We start from the raw sequence: 23,143 nt of genomic DNA, 5'->3' as shown, positions 1-23,143 counted from the left end.
CAACAGCAAATATGGTGCGACCAGCGACCATTCCTCATCACTGACGTCAGACAGATACGACTTGCGGCAAATGCTCATCCAATAACGGATGAATCAAGCCCGCTTCCAAGTCCATAACAGCCTCTAGACTGAATAGGTGCTCGCGTGTGGCCGATCTCAGTCTTTGAACCGCCCCGTGTTTGTCGGAGGCTCCAACTCCTGAGAAGGTGGAGCCTGTATGAGCAAGACGACGAACAAGTTTGCGCCTGAGGTCCGCGAGCGAGCGGTGCGGATGGTGCTGGATCACGAGCGTGACCATCCGTTTCGATGGGCGGCGGTGGTTTCAATTGCGGAGAAGATCGGCTGCGCGCCACAGACGCTGCATGAGTGGCTGAAGAAGACCGAGGTCGACAGCGGCAAGCGCGCCGGGGTTCCCACCGAAATTACCGACAAGCTGAAGGCGCTGGAACGCGAGAACCGCGAGCTTCGCCAGGCCAACGAGATCCTGCGCAAGGCGTCAGCGTATTTTGCTCAGGCGAAGCTCGACCGCCCGTTCAAGCGATGACCGGCTTCATCGATGAGCATCGTGAAGCTTACGGGGTCGAGCCGATCTGCAAGGTGCTGCCGATCGCCCATCCACCTATCACAAGCATGTCGCACAGCGGCAGGATGCTACGCGCCTGTCGGCTAGGGCGCGGGCGGATCTGGCCCTCAAGCCCGAGATAGCCCGTGTGTTCGCCGAGAACTTTGCGGTCTACGGCGTGCGCAAGGTCTGGCGGCAGATGATGCGCAAGGGCTTTGCGGTCGCGCGATGTACCGTGGAACGGCTGATGCGCGATATGGGTCTGGCAGGCGTGATCCGGGGCAAGCCAGTGCGCACGACCATCAGCGACAAGGCAGCGCCATGCCCGCTCGACCACGTGAACCGTCAGTTTCGTGCTCCGGCGCCGAACAGGCTGTGGGTGTCGGACTTTACCTACGTCGCGACCTGGGCGGGGTTCGTTTACGTCGCCTTCGTCATCGATACCTATGCCAGGCGGATCGTCGGCTGGCGCGCCAGCAGGACGGCGCATGCCGGATTCGTGCTGGATGCGCTCGAGCAGGCGCTGCCCGATCATCGATCAGTTCGGCGACAGGCTGCCCGTCTCCACCTTCACGCCGGGACCGAACAGCGGGTGCGTACCGCTCAACATCCTGGGCGAAAACGCGTTCGATCCCGCCGCGCGCCAGTTCTTCATCGCCGACCTGAACAACCTGTATCGCCTGCAACAGCATGTCGTGTCGGGATCGATCTCGGGCGATTTCGGCGCGCTGTTCAGCCTGCCGGGCGGCCCGGTCGGTTTCGCGATCGGTGCCGAATATCGCAAGGAGCAGAGCGACTACACGCCCGATCCGCTGCAACGGGCCGGGGCATTGAAGGATACGGGGCTGGTCGCGCCGTTGCGCGGCGGATTCGACGTCAAGGAAGTCTTTGGCGAATTGCGCGCCCCGCTGCTCAAGGACGTGCCGTTCGCCCGCACGCTGGAGGTCAATGCGGCGCTGCGCAAATCGGATTATTCCACCGTGGGCCGGACGACGGCGTGGCAGGTGAACGGCGTGTGGGCACCCGTGGCGGACGTCCGGTTCCGGGGCGGCTATTCGCAGTCGGTCCGTGCGCCCAACATCAACGAACTGTTCGCGCCGCAGACGGGCATCATCGATTTCGTCAGCGACCCGTGCGATCCCTCCAACATCGTGTTCGGCACGCAGTTTCGCGTCGCCAATTGCCGTGCCGCGCTGACCGCCGCCGGCCTGTCGGCCGCCCGGATCGCGGCGTTCCAGCCGGCCAACGACCTGATCGCCACCTCGGCCCAGTCCGGCTTCACCGGCGGTAATGCGGGGCTGTCGCCCGAGACCGCCAAGACCTGGACCGTCGGCGTCATGATCGCCCCGTCCTTCGTCCCCGGACTGGAGATCAGCGCGGACTGGTACAATATCCGCCTGACCGATGCGGTCAACACGCCGTCGTTGCAGGCAGTCGCCAATCTGTGCGTCGACCAGCCGACGCTCGACAACCCGTTCTGCGCCAACATCGGACGCAGCACGACGACGGGGTACATCAACCGCTTCTTCGTCCGTCCCCAGAACGTCGCGGCGTTCCGTACGCAGGGGCTGGACGTGGTGGTGAACTATCGCTTCGATGCCGGTGCGGCGGGCCTGTTCAACGTCCGGCTGGTCGGCAACTATCTCAACCGGCTGGATTTCGTATCGACGCCGGGCGCCGATCGTTTGAACGATCTGAACAATGCCCGCTATCCCGCCCCCGAATATAGCGGCGTGTTCGACCTGACCTGGACCAAGGGGCCCTTCTCGCTGAACTACGGACTGCTCTATCAAAGTCCGCTGGTGCGGTTTTCGCCGCAGGAAGTGGCCGCCAACCCGACGATCGCCGAGCCGCGGTTCCTCTCGTTTCGCGCGCGCTGGGAACATGATGTCCAGGCATCGGTCGCGGTCAACGATCGGTTCAGCTTCTATGTCGGCGCGAACAACCTGACCGGCAAGGAAGCCGACGTCGCCAGCATCGCGATCCCCTATGGCACCATCGGCCGATTCTATTATGCGGGCGCGCGCATGTCCTTCGGTCGCTCACGCTGACCATGGCCGGGCCGGGTCGTCGCGAACCCGGCCCGGATCAGCCCAGCATCGTCGTCATGACCCGTTTGTAACCTGCGTCGATCCGGTCGCGGGCGTTGTGCCGCCCATCGCTGACCTGCTTGACGCCCGCGCGCCATACCCCGTCGATCAGCGGGCGACCGCCGAAGATCCAGCTGTCGAGCAAGGCGTCGCCGGCCCGGGCGACCATTGCGGGATCGTCGGCGCGCAGGGTGACGATGTCCGCCGGCGCGCCCACGCACAGGCCCGGCGAAGCGCCCCCCAATGCACGCGCGCCGCCGTCCTGGGCCGTCTGCCGGATATGCGCACCCGTGGACCGCCGCGCACCGCCGGCCAGCACGCTGCGGGTCTGCAAGCGCAGCCTCTGCCCATATTCCAGCAACCGCAATTCCTCCGCCGCATCGATGCGCACGTTGGAATCCGATCCGACGCCGAACCGGCCACCCAACGCCATGAAGCGATCGACGGGGAAAAGTCCGTCGCCAAGGTTGGCTTCGGTGATCGGGCACAGGCCGACGACGGCACCGCTGCCCGCCATCGCGCCCAGTTCGGCGTCGCTCGCGTGAGTGGCGTGGACCAGGCACCAGCGACCGTCGACGGCGGCATGGTCGTACAACCACTCGATCGGGCGCGCGCCGCTCCACGCGATGCAGGCATCCACCTCCCCCTGTTGCTCGGCGATATGGATATGCACCGGCACGTCCGGTGCCATCGCAGCCAGCCCGTCGAGTTGCGCCGCCGTCACCGCGCGCAGGCTGTGCGGCGCGATCCCGACCATCGCATCGGGCAGGCCCGCCGCCGCCGCGCGCGTGGCATCGAACAGCCGCGCGAACGCGTCCAGGTCGTTCACGAACCGCCGCTGCCCGTCGGTGGGCGGCTTGGCACCGAAGCCCGCATGGGAATACAGCACCGGCAGCAGCGTCAGCCCGATCCCTGTCTCCTGCGCCGCCTCCACGATCGCATGCGCCATGATCGCCCGGTCGCCATAGGGCGTGCCGTCGCGGTCGTGATGCAGATAGTGGAACTCGCCGACGCGGGTGAAGCCGCCCTCCAGCATCTCGGCATAGGCCAGCGCCGCGATCGCCCGCAGCCCCTCCGGCGTCAGGCGATCGACGAACCGGTACATGATCTCGCGCCACGTCCAGAAACTGTCGCTGCCGTCGCCGGACATTTCGGCAAGCCCCGCCATGCCCCTCTGGAACGCATGGCTGTGGACGTTGGCGAGGCCCGGAATCGCGATCCCCTGGCGATCGTCGCCCGGCTGTGCAGGCACATCGTCGGTCATGGTGGCGATGACGCCGCCGGCTAGCGCCATCCGCACCCGATCCCGCCAGCCATCGGACGTCAGCGCCCGTTCGAACCACAATGCCATCGCTCGCCCCTTCCCGTATGGACAGTCTCTCTTGACTCGTTATGTATATACATTACTGAGGCATGACCATAGCCGATCGGAACGATAGTCGATGCAGTGCGACACAGTCTGGACCAATGCGCGGCTGGCGACGATGCGCCCCGGCGCGCAGGGTCTGGGCGTTATCGAATCGGGCGTTGTCGCCGCCACCGATGGACGGATCGTCCATGTCGGCACCGCCGGCGACGCGCCGACCTTTTCCGCCCGCGAGACGATCGACTGCGCGGGCCGGTGGATCACCCCCGGACTGATCGACCCGCACACCCATCTGGTCTTCGGCGGCGACCGCGCGCACGAATTCGCCCTGCGGCTGGAGGGCGCGTCCTATGAGGACATCGCCCGCGCCGGGGGCGGCATCCTGTCGACGATGACGGCCACGCGGGCCGCGGATCAGGATGAACTGGTCGCCGGCGCGCTGCCCCGGCTCGACGCGATGATCGCCGAAGGCGTCACCACGGTCGAGGTGAAGTCGGGCTATGGCCTGTCGCTCGCCGATGAGGTCAGGATGCTGCGCGCCGCGCGCGCGCTGGGCGACGCACGCCCGGTCGGCATCCGCACGACCTTCCTCGGCGCGCACGCCCTGCCCCCCGAATATGCCGGCGACGCCGACGCCTATATCGCGAACGTGTGCGACGACATGCTGCCCGCCATCGCCGCCGAGGGGCTGGCCGATGCCGTGGACGCCTTTTGCGAAGGCATCGGTTTTTCGGCGGCGCAGACGGCGCGGGTCTTCACCGCGGCGGCGCGCCACGGCCTGCCGGTCAAGCTGCATGCCGACCAGCTGTCGAACCTGCACGGCGGCGCGCTGGCCGCGCGGTTCGGCGCGCTGTCGGCGGATCATCTGGAGCATCTGGACGACGCCGGGGTCGCCGCGATGGCGGCGGCCGGCACCGTCGCCACGCTGTTGCCGGGTGCCTATTATTTCACCCGCGACACGCATCTGCCCCCGGTCGCCGCGCTGCGCGCCGCCGGCGTGCCGATCGCGCTCGCCACCGATTGCAATCCCGGCACCTCCCCCTTCACCTCGCCGCTGCTGGCGATGAACATGGCGGCGACGCTGTTCCGCCTGACGGTCGAGGAATGCCTGCGCGGCATGACCGTCAACGCCGCCGCCGCGCTGGGCCTGTCCGACCGGATCGGGACGCTGGAGGCGGGCAAGGATTGCGACCTCGCCATCTGGGACGTCGAGCAGCCCGCCGAGCTGGTCTACCGCATTGGATTCAACCCGCTGCACCGGCGCATCTGGCGCGGTCGATGACGATCGCGCGGGCCGACAGGGCATTTCCATTCAGAGGAGTCGATATGGCGCATGTGACGTTGAAGCCGGGTGCCGTACCGCTGTCGCAATGGCGCGCGATCCACGAGGGCGCGTCCGCCACGCTCGACCCCGCCTGTGCGCCCGTGGTCGCGGAAAGCGCCGCATCGGTCGCGCGGATCCTCGCACGGCATGAGCCGGTCTATGGCATCAACACCGGCTTCGGCAAGCTGGCGAGCGTCCGCATCGACGACGATAACCTCGCCATCCTCCAGCGCAACATCGTCCTCAGCCATGCCGCGGGCACCGGCGATCCCAGCCCTACGCCAGTGATCCGGCTGATGATGGCGCTGAAGCTCGCCAGCTTCGGCATGGGGGCATCGGGCGTCCGCCCGGCGACGGTCGCGCTTCTGGAAGCGATGCTGACAAACGGGCTGACGCCGGTCGTGCCGTGCCAGGGATCGGTGGGCGCGAGCGGCGACCTTGCCCCGCTCGCGCATATGGCCGCGGCGATGATCGGCATCGGCGACATCATGGTGGGCGAACAGCGTATGTCGGCGGTCGACGCGCTGGCGTCCGCCGGCCTGTCGCCGCTGGAACTGGGACCGAAGGAGGGCCTCGCCCTGCTGAACGGCACGCAATTCTCGACCGCCAACGCGCTCGTCGGCCTGTTCATGGCGGAGCGGCTGTTCCAGTCGGCGCTGCTGACCGGGGCGCTGTCGACCGAAGCGGCCAAGGGATCGGACGCCCCGTTCGACCCGCGCATCCACGCGCTGCGCGGCCATGCCGGACAGATCGAGGTCGCCGCCGCATTGCGTGACCTGATGGCGGGATCGGCCATCCGCGCGTCGCACCGCATCGACGATCCGCGCGTGCAGGACCCTTATTGCCTGCGCTGCCAGCCGCAGGTGATGGGCGCGGCGCTCGACATATTGCGGCAGGCGGCGGCGACGCTGACGATCGAGGCCAACGGCGTATCGGACAATCCGCTGATCTTCGCCGACACCGACGAAGCCTTGTCCGGGGGCAATTTCCATGCCGAGCCGGTCGCCTTCGCCGCCGACATCATCGCGCTGGCGCTGTGCGAGATCGGATCGATCGCGGAACGCCGCGTCGCCATGCTGGTCGATCCGGCGCTGTCGGGCCTGCCCGCGTTCCTGACGCCGCAGCCCGGCCTGAATTCGGGCTTCATGATCCCGCAGGTCACCGCCGCCGCGCTGGTGTCGGAAAACAAGCAGCGCGCCTATCCGGCCAGCGTCGATTCGATCCCGACCTCCGCCAATCAGGAGGATCATGTCTCGATGGCGGCGCATGGCGCGCGTCGCCTGCTCGACATGGCCGCGAACGCGCAGGCCGTCATCGGCATCGAACTGCTCGCGGCGTGCCAGGGCATGGATTTCCACGCGCCGCTGGCATCGAGCGCGCCGCTGACCGCCGCGCGCGAGCATCTGCGCGGCATCGTCCCCACGCTGACGGACGATCGTTATTTCCATCCCGACATGGAGCATGCCAACACGCTGATCCGGTCGGGCAGCCTGATCGCCGCCGCCGGCGTCGCGCTGCCGGGGCTGTAGGCGATGGACTGGCTGCACGTCCGCCGCGGCGACGCGCCGTTGATCGTCACCTTCCCGCATAGCGGCACGGACCTGACGTCGCGCCATACGGACGCGTTCCTGTCGCCGTGGCTGGCGCGCCGCGATGCGGACTGGTGGATCGACCGGCTCTATGCCTTTGCGCACGGGCTGGGCGCGACGACGATCCGCACGGACATTTCCCGCAGCGTGATCGACGTGAACCGCGATCCGTCCGGCGCGTCGCTCTATCCGGGGCAGGCGACGACCGGACTGTGCCCGCTCACCAGCTTCGACGGAGAGCCGCTCTATCGCGGCGACGGCCCCGACGCGGCGGAGATCGCGGAGCGGCGCGCGACGTGGTTCGATCCCTATCACGCCGCCGTCGCGGCCGAGATCGCCCGCCTGCGCGCGCGGCAGGACAATATCGTCCTGTACGACGCGCATTCGATCCGCAGCCATATCCCCCGGCTGTTCGACGGGCGCCTGCCGCAATTCAGCATCGGCACCAACGACGGCGCCTCGTGCGACCGCACACTCGCCCGCGAGGTCCAGTCGATCTGCGCGGCGAGCGGCCACGACCATGTGCTGAACGGCCGGTTCAAGGGCGGCTGGACCACCCGCCATTATGGACGACCGGAAACGGGCGTCCATGCCATCCAGATGGAACTGGCGATGCGCGGCTATATTCCCGAACCCGCCACGCCCGCGCCCGGCACCTGGCCGCCCCCCTTCTCCCTCAGCGTCGCCGCGCCGATGATCGTCATCCTCGACGAGATCCTGCGTGCCTGCATTTCCTACGTCCATCTCGACAAAGGATCGTCATGACTCGCCTGGACAACAGCCGCGTGATCCGCGCCGCCACCGGCACCACGCTGTCGGCCAGGAGCTGGCTCACCGAAGCCCCCTTGCGCATGCTGATGAACAACCTCCACCCCGACGTCGCCGAGCGGCCCGAGGAACTGGTGGTGTACGGCGGCATCGGTCGCGCCGCGCGCGACTGGGAAAGCTATGACCGGATCGTCGAGACGCTGCGGCGGCTGGAGGATGACGAGACGCTGTTGATCCAGTCGGGCAAGCCGGTCGGCGTGTTCCGCACCCATGCCGATGCGCCCCGCGTCCTGCTGGCCAATTCCAACCTGGTGCCGCACTGGGCGACGTGGGAGCATTTCGCCGAACTGGATCGCAAGGGGCTGGCGATGTACGGCCAGATGACCGCCGGATCGTGGATCTACATCGGCAGCCAGGGCATCGTTCAGGGCACCTACGAGACGTTCGTCGAGATGGGTCGCCAGCATTATGGCGGCGACCTGTCGGGCCGCTGGCTGCTGACCGCGGGCCTAGGCGGCATGGGCGCGGCGCAGCCGCTGGCGGCGGTGATGGCGGGCGCATCGTGCCTGGCGATCGAATGCCAGCCCTCGCGCATCGAGATGCGGCTGCGCACCGGCTATCTCGACACGATGGCGACGACGATCGACGAGGCGATGGCGATCGTCGAACGGTCCTGCGCGGACAGGAAGCCCGTGTCGGTCGGCCTGCTCGGCAACGCCGCGGAGATCCTGCCGGAGATGTTCCGGCGCGGCATCCGCCCCGACATGCTGACCGACCAGACCTCCGCGCACGATCCGGTGAACGGCTATCTCCCCGCCGGCTGGTCACTCGACCAGTGGATCGCGAAGCGCGAAACCGCACCCGCCGAGGTCGCGCGCGCGGCGAAGGCGTCGATGGCCGACCATGTCCGCGCGATGCTGGATTTCCAGTCCGCCGGGGTGCCGACGGTCGATTACGGCAACAACATCCGTCAGGTCGCGCTGGACGAAGGCGTGACGAACGCATTCGATTTCCCCGGCTTCGTCCCCGCCTATATCCGTCCGCTGTTCTGCCGGGGGATCGGGCCGTTCCGCTGGGTGGCGCTGTCGGGCGATCCCGAGGATATCTACAGGACCGACGCCAAGGTGAAGGAACTGCTGCCCGACGACGCGCATCTGCACACCTGGCTCGACATGGCGCGCGAGAAGATCCGGTTCCAGGGCCTGCCCGCGCGGATCTGCTGGGTCGGGCTCGGTGACCGGCACCGGCTGGGCCTCGCGTTCAACGAAATGGTGGCGTCCGGCGAGTTGAGCGCGCCCGTGGTGATCGGTCGCGACCATCTCGATTCCGGGTCCGTCGCCAGCCCCAACCGGGAGACGGAGGCGATGCAGGACGGGTCGGATGCGGTGTCCGACTGGCCGCTGCTCAACGCGCTGCTCAACACCGCATCGGGCGCGACATGGGTGTCGCTGCATCACGGCGGCGGCGTCGGCATGGGATTTTCGCAGCATTCGGGCATGGTGATCGTCGCCGACGGCACCGACGCCGCCGCCCGGCGGCTGGAGCGCGTGTTGTGGAATGACCCTGCCACCGGCGTGATGCGCCATGCCGATGCGGGCTACAAAATAGCACAGGATTGCGCGCGCGACCGGGGCCTCGACCTGCCGTCGCAGCGGTGATCGAACTCCTGTCGCTGCCGGCGTGCGATCGCATCGCGCGCCCGTGGCGGAACGGCGGCGGCGCGACATGGCAGGTCCTGTCGCACCCCGCCGCCGCGGGGGTGGGCGATTTCGACTGGCGGCTGAGCGTAGCATCGGTCGACCGGGCGGGACCGTTCTCGCATTTTCCCGACACCGACCGGGTCATGGCGATCCTGCGCGGCGACCTGCTGCTCGACGTCGCCGGCGCACTCGCCGTCCGCCTGACCGCCGCCAGCGATCCGCACGCCTTTCCGGGCGACGTCCCCGCCGCCGGGACGCCGGTGGATGGTCCGGTGCTGGACCTGAACCTGATGGTCCGGCGCGGATGGGGACGTGCGACGATGGCGCATGTCCCGGGCGGCACGCATGTGCTGCACGCACCGCTGGCGATCCTGTTCGCCCGCCGGGCGACGATGGTCGGCGTCGAGGATCGCATCATGTCGCTCGGAACCCACGACGCCTGTGCGATCCGCGCCACTGGCCGGACGATGGTGAAGATCGACCATGCCGCCATCCTGATCGCGCCGGGCTCGGCCTAAGCCGCTGGCAACGGCCATTCCGCCACGCTATCGTCAACGCTCCATGATCCACGCCGCGGGACGGCATCCCTGGATCAGTGCGGGAGCGAAGCGCGATCACCGACAAGCCGAACCCGCTCCACGTGCGGATCCGCGCCGATATCGAGCACAGGATCATGTCGGGCGCGTTGAAGCCGGGTGACCGCATCCCCTTCGAACACGAACTGATGACCGCCTATGGCTGCTCGCGGATGACGGTGAACAAAGCGCTGTCCGGCCTCATGGCGGCTGGTCTGATCGTCCGGCGCCGGCGCGCGGGATCGTTCGTCGCCCCGCAGCGGATCGACATGGCGGCGCTCGCCATCCCCGACATGCGGACCGAGATCGAGGCGCGGGGTGCGACGCATGGGCTGAAGCTGCTGACGCGCGAGATCACGATAAAGTCCGACGGCATCGCGATCGGCATGCAGGCAGCGCCCGGAACGCGCCTGCTGGAGTTGCTCTGCGTCCACTTGGCCGATACCCAGCCCTTCGCACTGGAGCGCCGGGTCATCAATCTGGCAGAGGTCCCGCCCGCCGAGGCGATCGACTTCGGCACGATCGCGCCGGGAAGCTGGCTGCTCGAAAACATTCCGTGGACCGAGGCCGAGAACCGCATCTCCGCCAGAAAGGCGGGCCATGACGCCCCGCACCTCGGGATCGCGTCATCGACGCCGTGTCTGGCGCTGGAACGCAAGACGTGGCGCAACGATGCGCAAGTGACTCACGTCTTGCAATCATTCCCCAGCGAGGAATTCAGTCTGGTCGCGAAATTCTCATCGACACCCCGGACGTGATCGCTTGACGTGGCGTCCCCGGCACCGGGCCGACCGGATGAATGGCCTGTCCGTCATCATCCTGATCGCTTCTGACGCTAGATGGTGCCGGATGCTCGGCTGAGTGCCGCTGCTCCATCGCGGTCCGGGCCACGGCGGTCGCCTGCCTGTCGGGCGCGCCGCCACTGACCCGGGGCCATGCCCGTCGCGGCCTTGAACGCCCGGCTGAGCGCTATGTCGGTCCCATAGCCGGTCTGTGCGGCGGCATCGGCGATCGAGTGGCCGGCGATCAGGACGAGTTTCGCGCGATAGATGCGCCATGTGGCGATGTAGGTCAGCGGCGGAACGCCGACGACCGATTTGAACAGTACCGCAAAGGTGGAGCGTGACATCCCGGCGTCACGCGCCAATTGCTCCAGCGTCCAGGGGTGCGCCAGATCGGCATGGATCCGGTGCAGCGTCCCGGCCAACTGGCGATGGGTCAGTCCGGCCAGCCAGCCCTCCGGCATGTTGCCTTCGGACGTCGCCCAGGTCCGGATCGCCTGGATGAACAGCACGTCGAGCAGTCGGCCGACGACATAGGAACCGCCGAGCGACTCCTGCGCCTCCTCGGCCCCGATCTGTTCGAGGATGGAGACCATCCGCCCCGCTTGCGCACCCGGCATGGCGACGTGGACGACATCGGGCAGCAGTGCGGCCAGAGGCTCACCCGCAGCGTGATCGAACGAGAACAGCGTGGAAAAGAATTCGCACGCCTCGCCGTCCCCGCCGAAGGACACGGCGTGACCCGTCACATGATCGGCGATCTGCCGGCAGGGCACGGCCTCCCGATCGGGCCTGTCGCCCAATATGCCCATGATCCCCTGCTTGATGATCAGGCAGTCGCCAGCCTGGACGACGACCGGCGGGGAGCCGTCCTGAGTGAACCAGCCTCGCCCCCTGGCGATGACGACCAGTCGCGCCTGGCCGCCACTGTCGAACGACATCGCCCATGGCGCGCGCGCATGCATGCGGACGAAGAGCGAGCTTTTCAGTTGCATGGCGCTGAGGACGGAATCGAACGGGTGCATAGGGATCTCGGACGATGGATTATGAACCACGTACTCCACGTAATGGATGATCCGGTCAAGCGTCGCTATGACATCGGCAGGACGGGAAGTCGGCGCAGCCGTGCGGCGGATCGAGACAACTTCAATAGCATCGGATCGGACCATGATCGACACCCCGGCACGCTCGCCGAAACGCAAGGCGCTGATCGTCCTTTCGTCGGCGCACGACCTCCCCTTGAGCGAACCCGCCGGCCATCGCCCCCTCTCGACGGGCTTCTTCCTGATCGAGCTGGCGCAGGTGCTGAAGGCGTTCGGCGACACTCACGAATTCACCTTCTGCACGCCGGACGGCACAGAGCCCCAGCTCGACATCAACGGCTTGTCCCTGCCCTTCATGGCGACCGACCGGTTCAGCACGGCGTTGGTGTCGCAGATGCTCGCGCCGAAATCCTTCGCCCGCCGGCGCCCCGATCTCGTGGCGCGACGGGACGCCGAACTTCGCCTTGCCGCCCAGCATCTCGGTGACGTTCCGCTATCGCAGTCCCTGCCGAACACCGATCCCGAAGTCGCTGCGTTCCGCGACGAGGCGGCGCGGTCGCTGGCCGGCTTTGCGAAGCCGGACTATCTGTCGGCGAAGACCGTGGTCGAACGACACCGGGATCCCGACGACGCCCTTTCGCTCGCCGATTTCGATTTCATCCATTTCCCCGGCGGCCACGCGCCGATGGTCGATTTCCGGGATTCGCCATGGCTGGGGGAGATCATCCATCTCGCCCATGAGCATGAGGTCGTACTCTCGCTGATCTGCCACGCACCGATCGCGATGACCTCCGCGGCGTTCCGCGTCGATGCGAGCGGCGCCCCCCGCGCCGTCCCCGATCATCCGTTCCGGGGGGCGAAGCTGACGACGGTGTCGAAGTTCGGGGAGCTGATCGCGCTGACCACCAACTATCCCAAGATCCCGGGCAAGAAGACCCGGCTGCCATATTATATCGACGAGGCGCTGACCGCGTCGGGCTATGACGTGCGGCTGGCGCTCAATCCGGCTGCGGCCAAAGTGGTCTGGGAGCCTCACCTGCGCCTGCTGACCTCCAACGGACCCTATTCGATGGACCTTCATGCCACTCAATTGCGCGAAGCCGTCGGGTGAGATCACCGGATCATCGGACCTCTCTTTCGTGGCGGATCCGGGTGAGGTGGGCAATCTCGGACGATTGGTTAGGAATGCAGCACTCACAGTAATGGATCATCCCGACAAGCCACGCCAGATAGCATCCATCAATCCATAAGGAGACTATCGACATGGCTAAACTCACCGGCAAGATCGCCGTCGTCACCGGCGGCGGCAGCGGCATCGGCCTCGCCTCGGCCCGCTTGTTCGCCCAGGAAGGCGCGACCGTCGTCATCGTCGGCCGCAACCGCGAGACGCTCGATGCCGCAGCCGCCGACATCGGCGAGAATGCGGTGGCGATCGTCGCCGACGTGTCCGACCTGGCTGCGCTCGATGCCCTCTATGCCGAGGTGGGCGAGCGGTTCGGCCGGATCGACGTGATCTTCGCCAATGCCGGCGTGAACAACATGGCGCCGTTCGCGGCGGTGACGGTCGAGGACTTCGATACCCAGTTCGCCGCCAACGTCCGCGGCGTGTTCTTCACCGTGCAGAAGGCGCTGCCGCTGCTCGTCGACGGCGCGTCGATCATCCTCAACGCATCGATCGCGCAAAAGCGGGGCACCCCGATGCACTCCGTCTACGCTGCGACCAAGGCCGCGGTGCGGTCGTTCGCGCGCACCTGGACGACCGACCTCAAGGATCGCCGGATCCGCGTCAACTCGCTCAGCCCCGGGCTGATCGAGACGCCGATCTTCGCCAAGCTGGGCGTGCCCGAGGAAGCGATCCGGGAGGGATTGCCGGCGATGCTCGCCAACATGCCGATGCGCCGCGTCGGCCGACCGGAGGAAGCCGCGACCGTCGCGCTGTTCCTCGCCAGCGACGACAGCTCGTTCGTCACCGGCGTCGACCTGCCCGTCGACGGTGGTCTGGGACAGGTCTGACCGCACCGGTTTCCGGATCGGCACGAACCGACTGCCCCGGAAGGGGGCGGTCGGTTCACCGGTCGCGATACCTGGCGAAATCGATCCGATCTCACGGCTGGCGACCATCGGGCAGGTCTTCACGCGGTCGTCACGGGTCGATGCTCGCCATGCCCGTTTCAATTCGCAGCCCGGCTTGTGCTGAATACAGCCAGCATATCGACGCCCGACAGACGCTGCGATCGAGGGCCGTCGCGCGTCAGGGCAATAGCAGCAGCGATCCCGAATGGCGTGCTTCCTCCAAGTCGCGGTGCGCCTCTGACGCGTCACGAAGCTCGTAGGTCTGGCCGATCGCCGGATGGATCGCCCCGGCGGCGACCAACGCAAACAACTCCCCGGCGACCTGGCGGAACGCGGTGGTGTCGGCGATGTGACCGGTCACGCCGGCGCGCGCGACGGTGATGGATTTCACCGCCAGCTTCATGATGTCGAACGGGGGAACGTTGCCCGAAGCATTGCCGTAGTTGACCGCCCGTCCGAACGGCCTGAGCAGATCCAGCGAGTCGAGAAACGTATCCTTGCCCACCCCGTCGAGGACGAGGTCGATCCCCTGCGGGGCCAGCGCACGCACGGCCGCGACGAAGCCCGTCTCCCGGTAGAGGATGACGTGCGCGCAGCCGTTGGCTCGACCGATGCCGGCCTTGGCCGTCGATCCTGCCGTGCCGATCACCGTCGCGCCCAGATGGTGCGCCCATTGGCACAGGATCGAACCGACGCCGCTGGCGACGGTGTGGATCAGCACGACGTCGCCCTTTTGAGGTCGGCCCAGGCGGTTGATGATCAGCGATGCCGTGCAGCCTTTCATCAGCATGGCCGCAGCCTGCTGATCGGTCACGGCGTCGGGGATGGCCACCAGTCGCGCGGCGGGCACGTTGCGACGCTGCGTATAGGCACCGGTGTCTTCGAAGAACTGGCCGAGCAGACCCGCATAGGCGACGCGGTCGGTGACCGCGACGTCGGTGACGCCGGTTCCCACCAATTCGACCACCCCCGCCGCCTCGTTCCCCAGCGTCAGCGGGAAGCCAGGTCGATGCCCCGGGTAGAAGCCGCCGCGGCGGACATTGACGTCGGAGAAGTTCACCCCGATCGCCGTGTGCCGAAGCTGGACCCATCCGGCGTCCGGGGCTGCGATCGGCGCCTCCTCCCAGCGCATCTGTTCGCGATCACCGTGGTCGTGGATGCGGACGGCCATGTTCATGCGGAAGTCTCCTGTATCGATGGTTCGGAATGTGTCGCGATCGACGTGAGCGGTGGCGCGGCATCGGCCGAAGGGCCGGGTCCCTACGCGCGGCGGCCCCCGCCCCGCGGCCTCGTCACGACCCACGTCTTGCTGCCCTGATCGACGGACCCGGCAGAGCGACCGTCGCTGGCTCGCAGCCTTCGCGGGTGGATGATGGGGATGACGGGCATGCGGCTTTCCGAGTGGCGGCTTCGGTGCCGTAGCAGCGTGCCGCCGCCGCGGTTGTCCCCCCGTGCGAGGACGTGCGCCTCGCTGTCCCCGCAACCGGGGACGGCGAGGCGGCGACCGGCGCCCTACACGCGTCGGACAGCGCACGGGGGGCATGGGATGGATCAGCGGGAGAGTGCAGTGACCGGACAGGATCTGCCGCATGCCACCCTGGGCCCGCCCCTGTCCGGGTTGGTCAGTAGGTGTTCGTGCGATCCCAGAACCCGCAGCGGTGGAACGCCGCGAACCGACCCGACACCATCTCGGCACCAGGAAGCTTGAAGGTCATCACCTCGTCGCTTTTCGCGTCGAAGCGCCGCCATTCCGGCCGGGACGCGAGGTCGCTGACGTGCGCGAAATAGTCCACCATCTGGTCCGACAGCTTTTCCTGCAACGGGTTGAGCTTTACCGTCACGTCGGCACCACCCCGGAAGCCGGGGAAGATGTAAGCCAGCTCGTAGGTGTGCGACGCCAGCAACGGAAAGGTGGTCGGGCCGACATAGGTGGGCGCGGTGCCGTCGCTGAATTCATAGGCGTAGACCGGAATCCTGTCGGCCAGCGCACGGTTCAGGGCAAGTCCCGTACAGGCGAACATGCTGTCGGTCGCTGCTGCGGCGAACGCTTCACTCGCGCTGTCATAGCGGGTGAGCGGATATTCGCGAGCGACCCTGGGGGCGAGCGCCGCACCATATTGGCGTTCCAGCCAGACGGGATAATCGGCAGCGCTCATCGCCTTGCCCGAGGCGAGTTCGGGGAGAGCGACGAAGAAGCGCGCCTCGTCACGGGTATTGCCGTTGACCAGCGTGACGGGGTTGATCCGCCCCGTCCGGTAGGCGTCCGACGGATGCATCGGCACGATGGTGCCATCGATGATCGCCTCGTTCAGGAGATAGTCGGTCTGGGTGTCGAGCAGCCGCTTGGCCGGCAGCGCGCGCAGGCAGGCGGCGGTGTCGGCCACGCAGCCGACTTCCTTTGCGAGCCTGTCACCCAGCGCCTGTGCGATCGGCAGCGGCCGCGGAGCGCCGAACGCCGGGTGCCGTGTCATCACGCCCGCGCCGCTCATCGCGATCGCGTGCTGGAAGGTACCGGCCGCCAGCGGTGACGCGATCTGGAGCATCACGCTGTTGCCGCCCGACGATTCGCCGGCGATCGTCACATTGGCCGGATCGCCGCCGAAAGCGGCGATGTTCTGCCTGATCCAGCGCAGTGCCGCCTGCTGGTCCAGCAGTCCGTAATTGCCCGACGGATGCCCCTCGCTGTCGAGTGCCTTCTGGGCGAAGAAACCGAACACGCCGAGGCGATAATTGAGCGTGACGACGACCGCCTTGCCGCGCAGCGCCAGCTTGGTCGCGTCGTAATCCGCCCCCTGACCCACCTGCATCGCCCCGCCGTGGATCCAGACGAACACCGGCAGCTTCCGGCCCGCGTGCGCCGCGGATGCGCTGCGGTAGACGTTGAGGTACAGGCAGTCCTCGCTGCCCCCGGCGCGTGCGAACACGCCGAGATCGGCGTTCTGCGCGCAACTCGACGCCACGGTGTTCGCCTTGCGAACCGCGGTCCAGGCCTTCATCGGCCGAGGCGGCTGCCAGCGCAGAGCGCCAACCGGCGGGGCCGCAAACGGAATGCCGAGCCAGCTTTGCAGATCATCGGTGGCGACGCCTGACAGTGGACCTTGGGCAGTCGTGACATCCAGGGCCGGCTGTGCGTCAACGGGCCCGGCGCCGAGCAGGCTCAGCGAAGCAAGGGCAGCGGCCACGGTGTGTCGCACGGTCATCATCAAAGGCATGGGGTTTGTCCCGTACGCCGGCGGGTGAGCCGGCTCATTGTTTCAGGATCGGCTCGAGCGCGGCGAGGGTTTCGGAGCCTGGCGGATGAGCGAAGTCCGGTGCAACCCGGGTCGTCAGGCTGAGCACCGAGGTCGGTACAGCACCGGCTAGTTCAAGTTCGCGCAACGCAGCCGCTTCTGTCCGGGCCGACCGACTGCCAATGAGCGGCAGCCGGAGCAGCACCTGCTGCTGTCACAAGACCAAGCAATGACCCCACCGCGCCGGTCCGCATCAGCTCGCGCCTGCCTGGGCCATCGGCTTGCTCGGAATTCGGTTCGCGCATCGAAGACCCCTTTTGCTGCACTGTCATGGCGGATGGCCTGACCGCGTTACAAAGGTAGGCCCCGGACGCTCGAGGGATTAGACGCCAAGTTCGGCATGCTCCTATTAGAAGCGCTTATCAGTACCCGGTCAGGCCCGGTAGCGCAGCGTATCAACCACGAGCGCGAACGCTGCCGAGGGCTGACGCCGGCTGGAGTAGAAGAGGTGATATCCCGGGTAGGCGGGGCACCAGTCTTCCAGCACCATGCAGAGCGTTCCCGCTGCCAGATGCGGCTGCGCCGCCTCCTGCGGTAGGAACGCGAATCCCAAACCTTCCAGCGTCGCCTCCAGAATCAACGCCAGCGTGTTGAACACGCATTGGCCCTCGACGCGAACCTTGACCTCGTGACCGTCCTTTTCGAACTCCCATGCATACAGGCCGCCATGGGTGGGCAGGCGGATGTTGATGCAGGCGTGTGCCAGGAGATCTTGCGGAGTGGTCGGTGCCGCCCTGTCCTGCAAATAGGCAGGTGCCGCGACGACAATCATGCGCTGTTCGGGGCCGATCGGCACGGCGATCATGTCCTTGGCAACCAGTTCGCCCAATCGAACGCCGGCGTCGTAGCGCTCGGCGACGATGTCGGTCAGGCCATAGTCCGTGACGATCTCGACATTCAGGTCCGGATAGGCCTTCAGCAAGGGGGCAAGCCGCGGCCAGACGGCCGTTCTCGCGCCATGCTCGTCGGCCGTGATGCGGATCGTGCCCGCAGGTGTTTCCTTCAGCGCACTGAGCGCCGCGATCTCGGCGCGGATTTCCTCGAGCCTGGGTGAAACCCGTTCGAGCAGCCGGGCACCTGCCTCGGTCGGCGCCACGCTGCGCGTCGTGCGGTCGAGCAGGCGAATGCCGATCCGCGCTTCAAGCGCTCGCACTGTCTGGCTGAGCGCCGATTGCGATACGCCGAGCAGGGCTGCGGCACGCGTGAAGCTGCCTTCGCGCGCAACCGTCAGCAGGACCTCCAGGTCGTCGAGCTTGGCCTGAGGCATTAAGAAACAATCCTTCTAAGGACATGCCGATTATCGCATCTAATCGTAGGGAAGCCCGAAGGCCACATGTCGAGCGGCGGTTGGAAGCCAACTGACCACAACGGGAAGGTGGCGTTCGTGACCCTACATCGGATTTCTGCAGCACGCCCCGATACTGACGCGAAAGGAAAAGAGATGGATACGCGCTCGCTTGGCACGAACGGACTCGAGGTATCGGCCCTTGGCCTCGGCTGTATGGGTTTGTCGTTCGGCTATGGCCCCGCCACCGAGCGCCGTGACGCGCTCGCGCTTATCCGTACTGCTCATGATCTGGGCGTAACCTTCTTCGATACAGCCGAAGCTTACGGCGCTGAGAATGAGGAATTGCTGGGGGAGGCCGTTGCACCGTTCCGCGATCAGGTCGTGATCGCTACCAAGTTCGGCTGGAAGGATGGCGATGCGCGCTCGGGCCTGCTCGACAGCCGCCCCGAGCGCATCCGCTTCGTGGCCGATCAGTCGTTGCAGCGGCTGAAGACCGATAGGATCGACCTCTTCTATCAGCACCGCGTCGACCCCGAGGTGCCGATCGAAGAGGTCGCCGGCGCAGTCCGCGACCTCATCGCAGAAGGCAAAGTGAAGCATTTCGGTCTGTCGGAGGCAGGCGTTCAGACGATCCGGCGCGCCCATGCCGTGCAACCGGTAGCGGCGCTCCAAAGCGAATACTCGATGTTCACGCGCGATCCAGAAGCGCAGGTTCTGCCCGTCCTTGATGAACTGGGCATCGGCTTCGTGCCGTTTAGCCCCTTGGGCAAGGGCTTCCTGACGGGCAAGATCGATACGACAACCAGTTTCGCCGAGGGTGACATTCGCAACACGTTACCCCGCTTTCAGGCAGAGGCGCGTGCAGCGAACCAGAAGCTGGCCGAACAGGTCGGGACGCTGGCAGAGGCCAAAGGCATGACCCCGGCGCAGGTCGCTCTCGCATGGTTGCTGTCGCAAAAGCCATGGATCGTGCCGATCCCCGGCACGACCAAGCTCCATCGGCTCCAGGAAAATGTCGGCGGTGCCGATGTCGAACTGACCGCTGACGACCTGCAAAAACTTGATGCCATCCTGTCCGATGTGCCTGTTCAGGGCGCGCGGTACGCGGAGCAGGGCATGAATCTGATCGACCGCTGAACGAAGATCCGGCTGGCCTTCATGAGGCAATCTTGAAGGAAATGTGGTGATAAAGCTGAACATTCTGATCGTCCGCAAGGAAGGCCTTACGCATGATGAGTTCGCCGAACATTGGCGGACAAAGCATTTGGATACTGTCAAAGCGCCGCCATCAGCGCGGAAATATATGCGTCGATACCTCCAAAGCCATCCAACCGGCGACACGCTGCCTGTTACACCATCCTCGAAATTTGACGGTATCGCCGAGGTTTGGTTCGACAGCGTGGATGACGTGAAGGCGTTCTTTGCGTCGTCTGACTACATCGAATCGATCAGCCCGGACGAAGAAGGCTTTATTGACGGTGAGAAGACCGAACTGCTGATCACCAACGAGATAGCCGTCTTCGAGTAGTGTGGTGACGCAGCTAACCTTCTACGCCGGATGGCCAAACGCCGTCTCGGCCTTGAATGAGGTCGAGAAGGTATTCGCCGCACGACATGTCGATCTGCAATCGCTCGCAGCGATCCCCCGGGCCACGGCGCCGCTCCCGGCTCCGATGGCGCACGTGCCGCGACCGTTGAAAAGACGCTCGCGCCGATCGCACCCAAGCTCGCTCAGCTCACCAACGAAGTGGTGTTCGCCGAGGCTGCAAAGCCGATCGCGACGGGCGATACCGTCTTCATCTCGTCGGGCGTCAAACACTGGCATGGTGCGGCTCGCGATACGGCGATGACGCATGTCGCCGTGTTGGAAGCGCTTGACGGCACGTCGGTGACCTGGCTCGAACCGGTCAGGGCGATGCGATCACGACGATCGAAGGCTTGGGAACGTCAGACAAACTGCATCCGATGCAGGCTGCTTTCGTCAAACGTGACGGATATCAGTGCGGATGTTGCACGCCCGGGCAGATCTGCTCGGCGATCGCGGTTCTGGCCGAGATCAAGGCAGGGGCCCCCGAGCCACGTTTAGACCGACCTCATAGCGAACGCGATCGTCCAGACCTGCATCGTCCACCTGCTCAGGAATTCGATGGATTTCGTTTCCTGAAAGGACCGCAAAGGCCTCGCGACGGCGCTGAAGGAGGATTTGTGCTGCGCAAGGTGCTGGCGTTCACCTTCCGGCTCTGGGCGCGCGCGCCGCTGCTGGCGGTTGCCTGTGCCACGGCGATGCTGCTCGCCACCCTGACCGAGGTGTTCGTGCCGCTCTATACCAGCCGTGTGACGATCAACGGGCAGGACGTGGCGCACGCGACGCAAGCCTCGCTGCGCCGGCAGGTCGCGATCGTGCCACAGGAGCCGGTGCTGTTCCACCGGACGCTTGCCGAGAACATCGGCTATGGCCGCGGCGATGCGACCCAGGCGGAGATCGAGGAGGCGGCACGGCTAGCCAATGCGCACGACTTCATCATGGGGCTGCCCAAGGGATATCGCACCCCGGTCGGCGAGCGCGGGGTAAAGCTGTCAGGTGGCGAACGTCAGCGCGTTGCCATTGCCCGCGCCTTCCTCGCCGATGCACCGATCCTGATCCTCGACGAGGCCACTTCCAGCCTCGATTCCGAGTCCGAGGGGGCGATCCAGCAGGCCATGGAGCGGCTGATGGTGAACCGCACCGCGATCGTCATCGCGCACCGGCTTTCAACCGTCCGGGCGCTCGATCGAATCCTCGTGTTCGCGAATGGACGGATCGTCGAGGACGGCACGCATGACGCTCTCCTGCGAGCCGACGGCGGGCATTACCGTCGCCTGTTCGAGCGGCAGGCGGGAACAGCGGGTTCGGCAGTTATCGTCTAATCCAGGTGGGACAATGCATGCCGGCCCGTACTCGTTCTTTGATACCGAACGAGAAAGGTCCGGCCGCGCCCCCTCACCTCTCGAACAGACACTGCCGCCGGCCCATATCCGTGAGCGGCCAGCACGAGAGGCAAACGATCGATGACGGAAAAGACCGGGCTGCGTGAGCTTCACCAGAGCATGCACAGCCTGCCGACCGACATCCCGCAATTCTCGTTCCACGCGGGAGCGGTCGATTTCGCGTGCCTGCTCCCGGTGCGCGAAACGCCTTCGCGTCGACGCTCACCTCCCGCAATACCGCGCATCGCATGCGCAGAAGCCGTACGGTCGCACATCGACATCGCACCGTTGCGACACGATGTGGAATACCGCGATCATCCCTGGTTCGATCGATGGGAACAGCGGGGCAGCGGCCCTACGCAGCGCAATCTCGACAAGACTGTGGTTCTGCTGGGCCCGGCAGCGCGTCAGCTCAGCATCGATGCGAACAAATCGAGTATCTGGAGGGCCACGCCGACGGCAGGAACGTGGCACTGACCTGTTCCCGGCGTAGTCCGATTGGTTCCGGATGCTGGATATTCGACCGCCGGGTTGCATCGACCAATGCTGCGCGGCACGATCCGTCAGGTCCGGGCGATTCGGGAATTGCAACGTGAAGCCCAGACCCGCCTTTCAACTCCACGACGAACAGAAGCGCATCATCTGGAACCTGCGCATCGGCGGACCGGTGCCGCGTACAGCGCTGGCGGCAAGGCTCGGCATCCATAACGGTGCGATGACGCGGATCAGCCGCGAGTTGCTGACGCTGGGGCTTGTCCGGGAGGCCGGGGCGAACGAACCCGGCCCGCGCGGGCGACCGACTATCCCGCTCGAACTCGATCCCGGCGGATGCTACGCGGTCGGGGCGACGCTGCACCCGGGATGGATGGAGGTCGTGCTGGTGGACTTCGCAGGCCGGCCGATCGGACGGCACATCGAGGATTTCGACAGTCCCGACCCGCGGCTGTTCGCGACGGTGCTGCGCAATCGCATCGCGGTGCTGGAATCGCGAAGCGAGATTCGCCGTGCGCGTTTCCTCGGCATCGGCATCGCCGCGACGGGGCCATCGACCATCGACGGGCCGGGCCATCGCATGGCGGTGAGCCGGTTGCGCGGATGGCGCGACGTCGATCTGCCCGAACTGTTTTCAGCGGAACTGGGCGAAGCGGTCTGGGTCGAGAACGACGCCACCCTCGCCGCGCTCGCCGAATTCTACGACGGTGATCTGGCATCCGCAACGCGGTCGGCGCTGGTTGTCTCCATCGGCCACGGCGTCGCGGCGGGTGCGATTCTGAACCGTGATCTGTTTCGGGGCGATCACGGCAATGCAGGGGAGATCGGGCTGGTATTTCCCATGGATGGGCCGCGACCATCCGGTATCGACCTGCTTGCGGCGTTGCAGGCGGCGGGCGAGGATATCCAGTCGCTGGCCGATATCGACCAGTGCCTCGATCGACAGGCACCGCTGATCGATACCTGGTGTACCCGGGCCGCGGACCAACTGCACCCGGTACTGGTCGCGGGGGCTGCCTGGCTGGACCCGGAGACGATCGTGATATCCGGCGCGCTGCCGCTGGCCGTCCTCGACACGCTGACAGATAGACTTGGGCGGCACCCCATGCCGCACCACCTATCGGTCGCCAGCCCAAGCCTGCGAACTTCGCGCCTGGGCAGCGCTGCGGTCGCGATCGGTGCGGCGCTCCTCCCCATCCACGCGCTGACCGCCAGATAATTCTTTATTTCTCCG

Annotated in this window: 19 protein-coding genes, 2 pseudogenes and 1 other annotated feature; of the genes and pseudogenes, 16 read left to right on the top strand and 5 right to left on the bottom strand. The window is 66.4% G+C overall.

Annotated elements, in window-relative coordinates; translation table 11 throughout:
• Positions 1-217 precede the first annotated feature (217 nt).
• Together QLH51_RS14845 and QLH51_RS14840 are read left to right on the top strand one after the other, a co-directional pair.
• A pseudogene (locus QLH51_RS14845) lies at positions 218-1,109 on the top strand (IS3 family transposase); the annotation flags it as partial.
• Positions 499-615, top strand: a sequence feature (AL1L pseudoknot). Its footprint overlaps the pseudogene before it by 117 nt.
• A complete protein-coding gene (locus QLH51_RS14840; RefSeq protein ID WP_125660730.1) occupies positions 1,009-2,613 on the top strand; it encodes a TonB-dependent receptor domain-containing protein in 1,605 nt (534 codons plus the stop codon). The pseudogene QLH51_RS14845 and the gene QLH51_RS14840, both read left to right, overlap by 101 nt.
• A 37-nt stretch (positions 2,614-2,650) precedes the next feature.
• Here the strand turns inward: QLH51_RS14840 and QLH51_RS14835 are convergent, their stop codons facing one another.
• Entirely contained in the window at positions 2,651-4,003 is a 1,353-nt protein-coding gene (locus QLH51_RS14835) for a formimidoylglutamate deiminase (RefSeq protein ID WP_125660728.1), read from the bottom strand.
• A gap of 91 nt (positions 4,004-4,094) precedes the next feature.
• Between QLH51_RS14835 and hutI the strand changes: the two genes are divergently transcribed.
• The 6 genes from hutI (at position 4,095) to QLH51_RS14805 (ending at position 10,732) form a co-directional block, all read left to right on the top strand.
• Positions 4,095-5,300, top strand: a complete 1,206-nt coding sequence (gene hutI, locus QLH51_RS14830; RefSeq protein WP_125660725.1) for an imidazolonepropionase — start codon at positions 4,095-4,097, stop codon at positions 5,298-5,300.
• A gap of 44 nt (positions 5,301-5,344) precedes the next feature.
• Positions 5,345-6,871 carry a histidine ammonia-lyase gene (hutH, locus tag QLH51_RS14825; RefSeq protein WP_125660722.1) on the top strand — a complete coding sequence of 509 codons (1,527 nt, stop codon included), beginning with the start codon at positions 5,345-5,347 and terminating at the stop codon, positions 6,869-6,871.
• Between the two features lie 3 nt (positions 6,872-6,874).
• Positions 6,875-7,696, top strand: coding sequence for an N-formylglutamate deformylase (gene hutG / locus QLH51_RS14820; RefSeq protein ID WP_125660719.1), 822 nt, complete (start codon positions 6,875-6,877; stop codon positions 7,694-7,696).
• Positions 7,693-9,357, top strand: coding sequence for a urocanate hydratase (gene hutU, locus QLH51_RS14815; RefSeq protein WP_125660716.1), 1,665 nt, complete (start codon positions 7,693-7,695; stop codon positions 9,355-9,357). Before hutG ends, hutU begins: the two co-directional genes overlap by 4 nt.
• Positions 9,354-9,917, top strand: a complete 564-nt coding sequence (locus tag QLH51_RS14810; protein ID WP_164516205.1) for a HutD/Ves family protein — start codon at positions 9,354-9,356, stop codon at positions 9,915-9,917. The genes hutU and QLH51_RS14810 overlap by 4 nt, the downstream gene beginning before the upstream one ends.
• Before the next feature lie 77 nt (positions 9,918-9,994).
• Positions 9,995-10,732 carry a UTRA domain-containing protein gene (locus QLH51_RS14805; RefSeq protein WP_206429203.1) on the top strand — a complete coding sequence of 246 codons (738 nt, stop codon included), beginning with the start codon at positions 9,995-9,997 and terminating at the stop codon, positions 10,730-10,732.
• A 77-nt stretch (positions 10,733-10,809) separates the two neighbouring features.
• Here QLH51_RS14805 and QLH51_RS14800 read toward each other — a convergent pair whose 3' ends face one another.
• The gene (locus QLH51_RS14800; RefSeq protein ID WP_283514632.1) at positions 10,810-11,925 is read right to left on the bottom strand and encodes an AraC family transcriptional regulator; all 1,116 of its coding nucleotides are present in this window, start codon (positions 11,923-11,925) and stop codon (positions 10,810-10,812) included.
• On the opposite strand from QLH51_RS14800, the gene QLH51_RS14795 reads away from it, so the two are divergent.
• Together QLH51_RS14795 and QLH51_RS14790 are read left to right on the top strand one after the other, a co-directional pair.
• Complete coding sequence (locus tag QLH51_RS14795) at positions 11,924-12,910, top strand: hypothetical protein (protein ID WP_125660710.1); 987 nt, start codon at positions 11,924-11,926, stop codon at positions 12,908-12,910. The two genes, QLH51_RS14800 and QLH51_RS14795, sit on opposite strands and share 2 nt — an antisense overlap.
• Positions 12,911-13,062: 152 nt before the next feature.
• Positions 13,063-13,812: an SDR family oxidoreductase gene (locus tag QLH51_RS14790; RefSeq protein WP_125660707.1), complete on the top strand. Its 750-nt coding sequence runs from the start codon at positions 13,063-13,065 to the stop codon at positions 13,810-13,812.
• Between the two features lie 238 nt (positions 13,813-14,050).
• On the opposite strand, the gene QLH51_RS14785 is transcribed toward QLH51_RS14790, so the two are convergent.
• From QLH51_RS14785 to QLH51_RS14775, 3 genes are all read right to left on the bottom strand, one after another.
• Positions 14,051-15,049 (bottom strand): quinone oxidoreductase family protein, encoded by a 999-nt coding sequence (locus QLH51_RS14785; protein ID WP_164516204.1) that lies wholly within the window; start codon positions 15,047-15,049, stop codon positions 14,051-14,053.
• Positions 15,050-15,494: 445 nt separating this feature from the next.
• Positions 15,495-17,072, bottom strand: a complete 1,578-nt coding sequence (locus QLH51_RS14780) for a carboxylesterase/lipase family protein (protein WP_283514631.1) — start codon at positions 17,070-17,072, stop codon at positions 15,495-15,497.
• Positions 17,073-17,535: 463 nt separating this feature from the next.
• Entirely contained in the window at positions 17,536-18,429 is an 894-nt protein-coding gene (locus tag QLH51_RS14775; protein ID WP_125660698.1) for a LysR family transcriptional regulator, read from the bottom strand.
• Between the two features lie 174 nt (positions 18,430-18,603).
• On the opposite strand from QLH51_RS14775, the gene QLH51_RS14770 reads away from it, so the two are divergent.
• The 6 genes and pseudogenes from QLH51_RS14770 (at position 18,604) to QLH51_RS14745 (ending at position 23,128) form a co-directional block, all read left to right on the top strand.
• Complete coding sequence (locus QLH51_RS14770) at positions 18,604-19,587, top strand: aldo/keto reductase (protein ID WP_125660695.1); 984 nt, start codon at positions 18,604-18,606, stop codon at positions 19,585-19,587.
• Between the two features lie 46 nt (positions 19,588-19,633).
• Complete coding sequence (locus QLH51_RS14765; protein WP_164516202.1) at positions 19,634-19,978, top strand: EthD domain-containing protein; 345 nt, start codon at positions 19,634-19,636, stop codon at positions 19,976-19,978.
• A gap of 410 nt (positions 19,979-20,388) precedes the next feature.
• Positions 20,389-20,499 (top strand): annotated as a pseudogene (locus tag QLH51_RS14760) (2Fe-2S iron-sulfur cluster-binding protein); the annotation flags it as partial.
• 234 nt (positions 20,500-20,733) lie between these two features.
• On the top strand, positions 20,734-21,357 hold the full coding sequence (locus QLH51_RS14755; protein WP_241217966.1) for an ABC transporter ATP-binding protein: 624 nt from the start codon (positions 20,734-20,736) through the stop codon (positions 21,355-21,357).
• A 141-nt stretch (positions 21,358-21,498) separates the two neighbouring features.
• Positions 21,499-21,894, top strand: coding sequence for a hypothetical protein (locus tag QLH51_RS14750; protein WP_125660689.1), 396 nt, complete (start codon positions 21,499-21,501; stop codon positions 21,892-21,894).
• A gap of 115 nt (positions 21,895-22,009) precedes the next feature.
• Entirely contained in the window at positions 22,010-23,128 is a 1,119-nt protein-coding gene (locus QLH51_RS14745) for an ROK family protein (protein ID WP_206429200.1), read from the top strand.
• Positions 23,129-23,143 lie beyond the last annotated feature (15 nt).

The organism is Sphingomonas sp. 2R-10, assembly GCF_030062225.1.
Lineage (GTDB): Bacteria > Pseudomonadota > Alphaproteobacteria > Sphingomonadales > Sphingomonadaceae > Sphingomonas.
This window is presented reverse-complemented; position numbering and strand designations above follow the sequence as displayed.

Coding starts and splice junctions, on each gene's coding strand:
- QLH51_RS14840 (WP_125660730.1), top strand. CDS start 1,009: ATGCCAGGCGGATCGTCGGCTGGCGCGCCAGCAGGACGGCGCATGCCG.
- QLH51_RS14835 (WP_125660728.1), bottom strand. CDS start 4,003: ATGGCATTGTGGTTCGAACGGGCGCTGACGTCCGATGGCTGGCGGGAT.
- hutI (WP_125660725.1), top strand. CDS start 4,095: ATGCAGTGCGACACAGTCTGGACCAATGCGCGGCTGGCGACGATGCGC.
- hutH (WP_125660722.1), top strand. CDS start 5,345: ATGGCGCATGTGACGTTGAAGCCGGGTGCCGTACCGCTGTCGCAATGG.
- hutG (WP_125660719.1), top strand. CDS start 6,875: ATGGACTGGCTGCACGTCCGCCGCGGCGACGCGCCGTTGATCGTCACC.
- hutU (WP_125660716.1), top strand. CDS start 7,693: ATGACTCGCCTGGACAACAGCCGCGTGATCCGCGCCGCCACCGGCACC.
- QLH51_RS14795 (WP_125660710.1), top strand. CDS start 11,924: ATGATCGACACCCCGGCACGCTCGCCGAAACGCAAGGCGCTGATCGTC.
- QLH51_RS14800 (WP_283514632.1), bottom strand. CDS start 11,925: ATGGTCCGATCCGATGCTATTGAAGTTGTCTCGATCCGCCGCACGGCT.
- QLH51_RS14790 (WP_125660707.1), top strand. CDS start 13,063: ATGGCTAAACTCACCGGCAAGATCGCCGTCGTCACCGGCGGCGGCAGC.
- QLH51_RS14785 (WP_164516204.1), bottom strand. CDS start 15,049: ATGAACATGGCCGTCCGCATCCACGACCACGGTGATCGCGAACAGATG.
- QLH51_RS14780 (WP_283514631.1), bottom strand. CDS start 17,072: ATGACCGTGCGACACACCGTGGCCGCTGCCCTTGCTTCGCTGAGCCTG.
- QLH51_RS14775 (WP_125660698.1), bottom strand. CDS start 18,429: ATGCCTCAGGCCAAGCTCGACGACCTGGAGGTCCTGCTGACGGTTGCG.
- QLH51_RS14770 (WP_125660695.1), top strand. CDS start 18,604: ATGGATACGCGCTCGCTTGGCACGAACGGACTCGAGGTATCGGCCCTT.
- QLH51_RS14755 (WP_241217966.1), top strand. CDS start 20,734: ATGCTGCTCGCCACCCTGACCGAGGTGTTCGTGCCGCTCTATACCAGC.
- QLH51_RS14750 (WP_125660689.1), top strand. CDS start 21,499: ATGACGGAAAAGACCGGGCTGCGTGAGCTTCACCAGAGCATGCACAGC.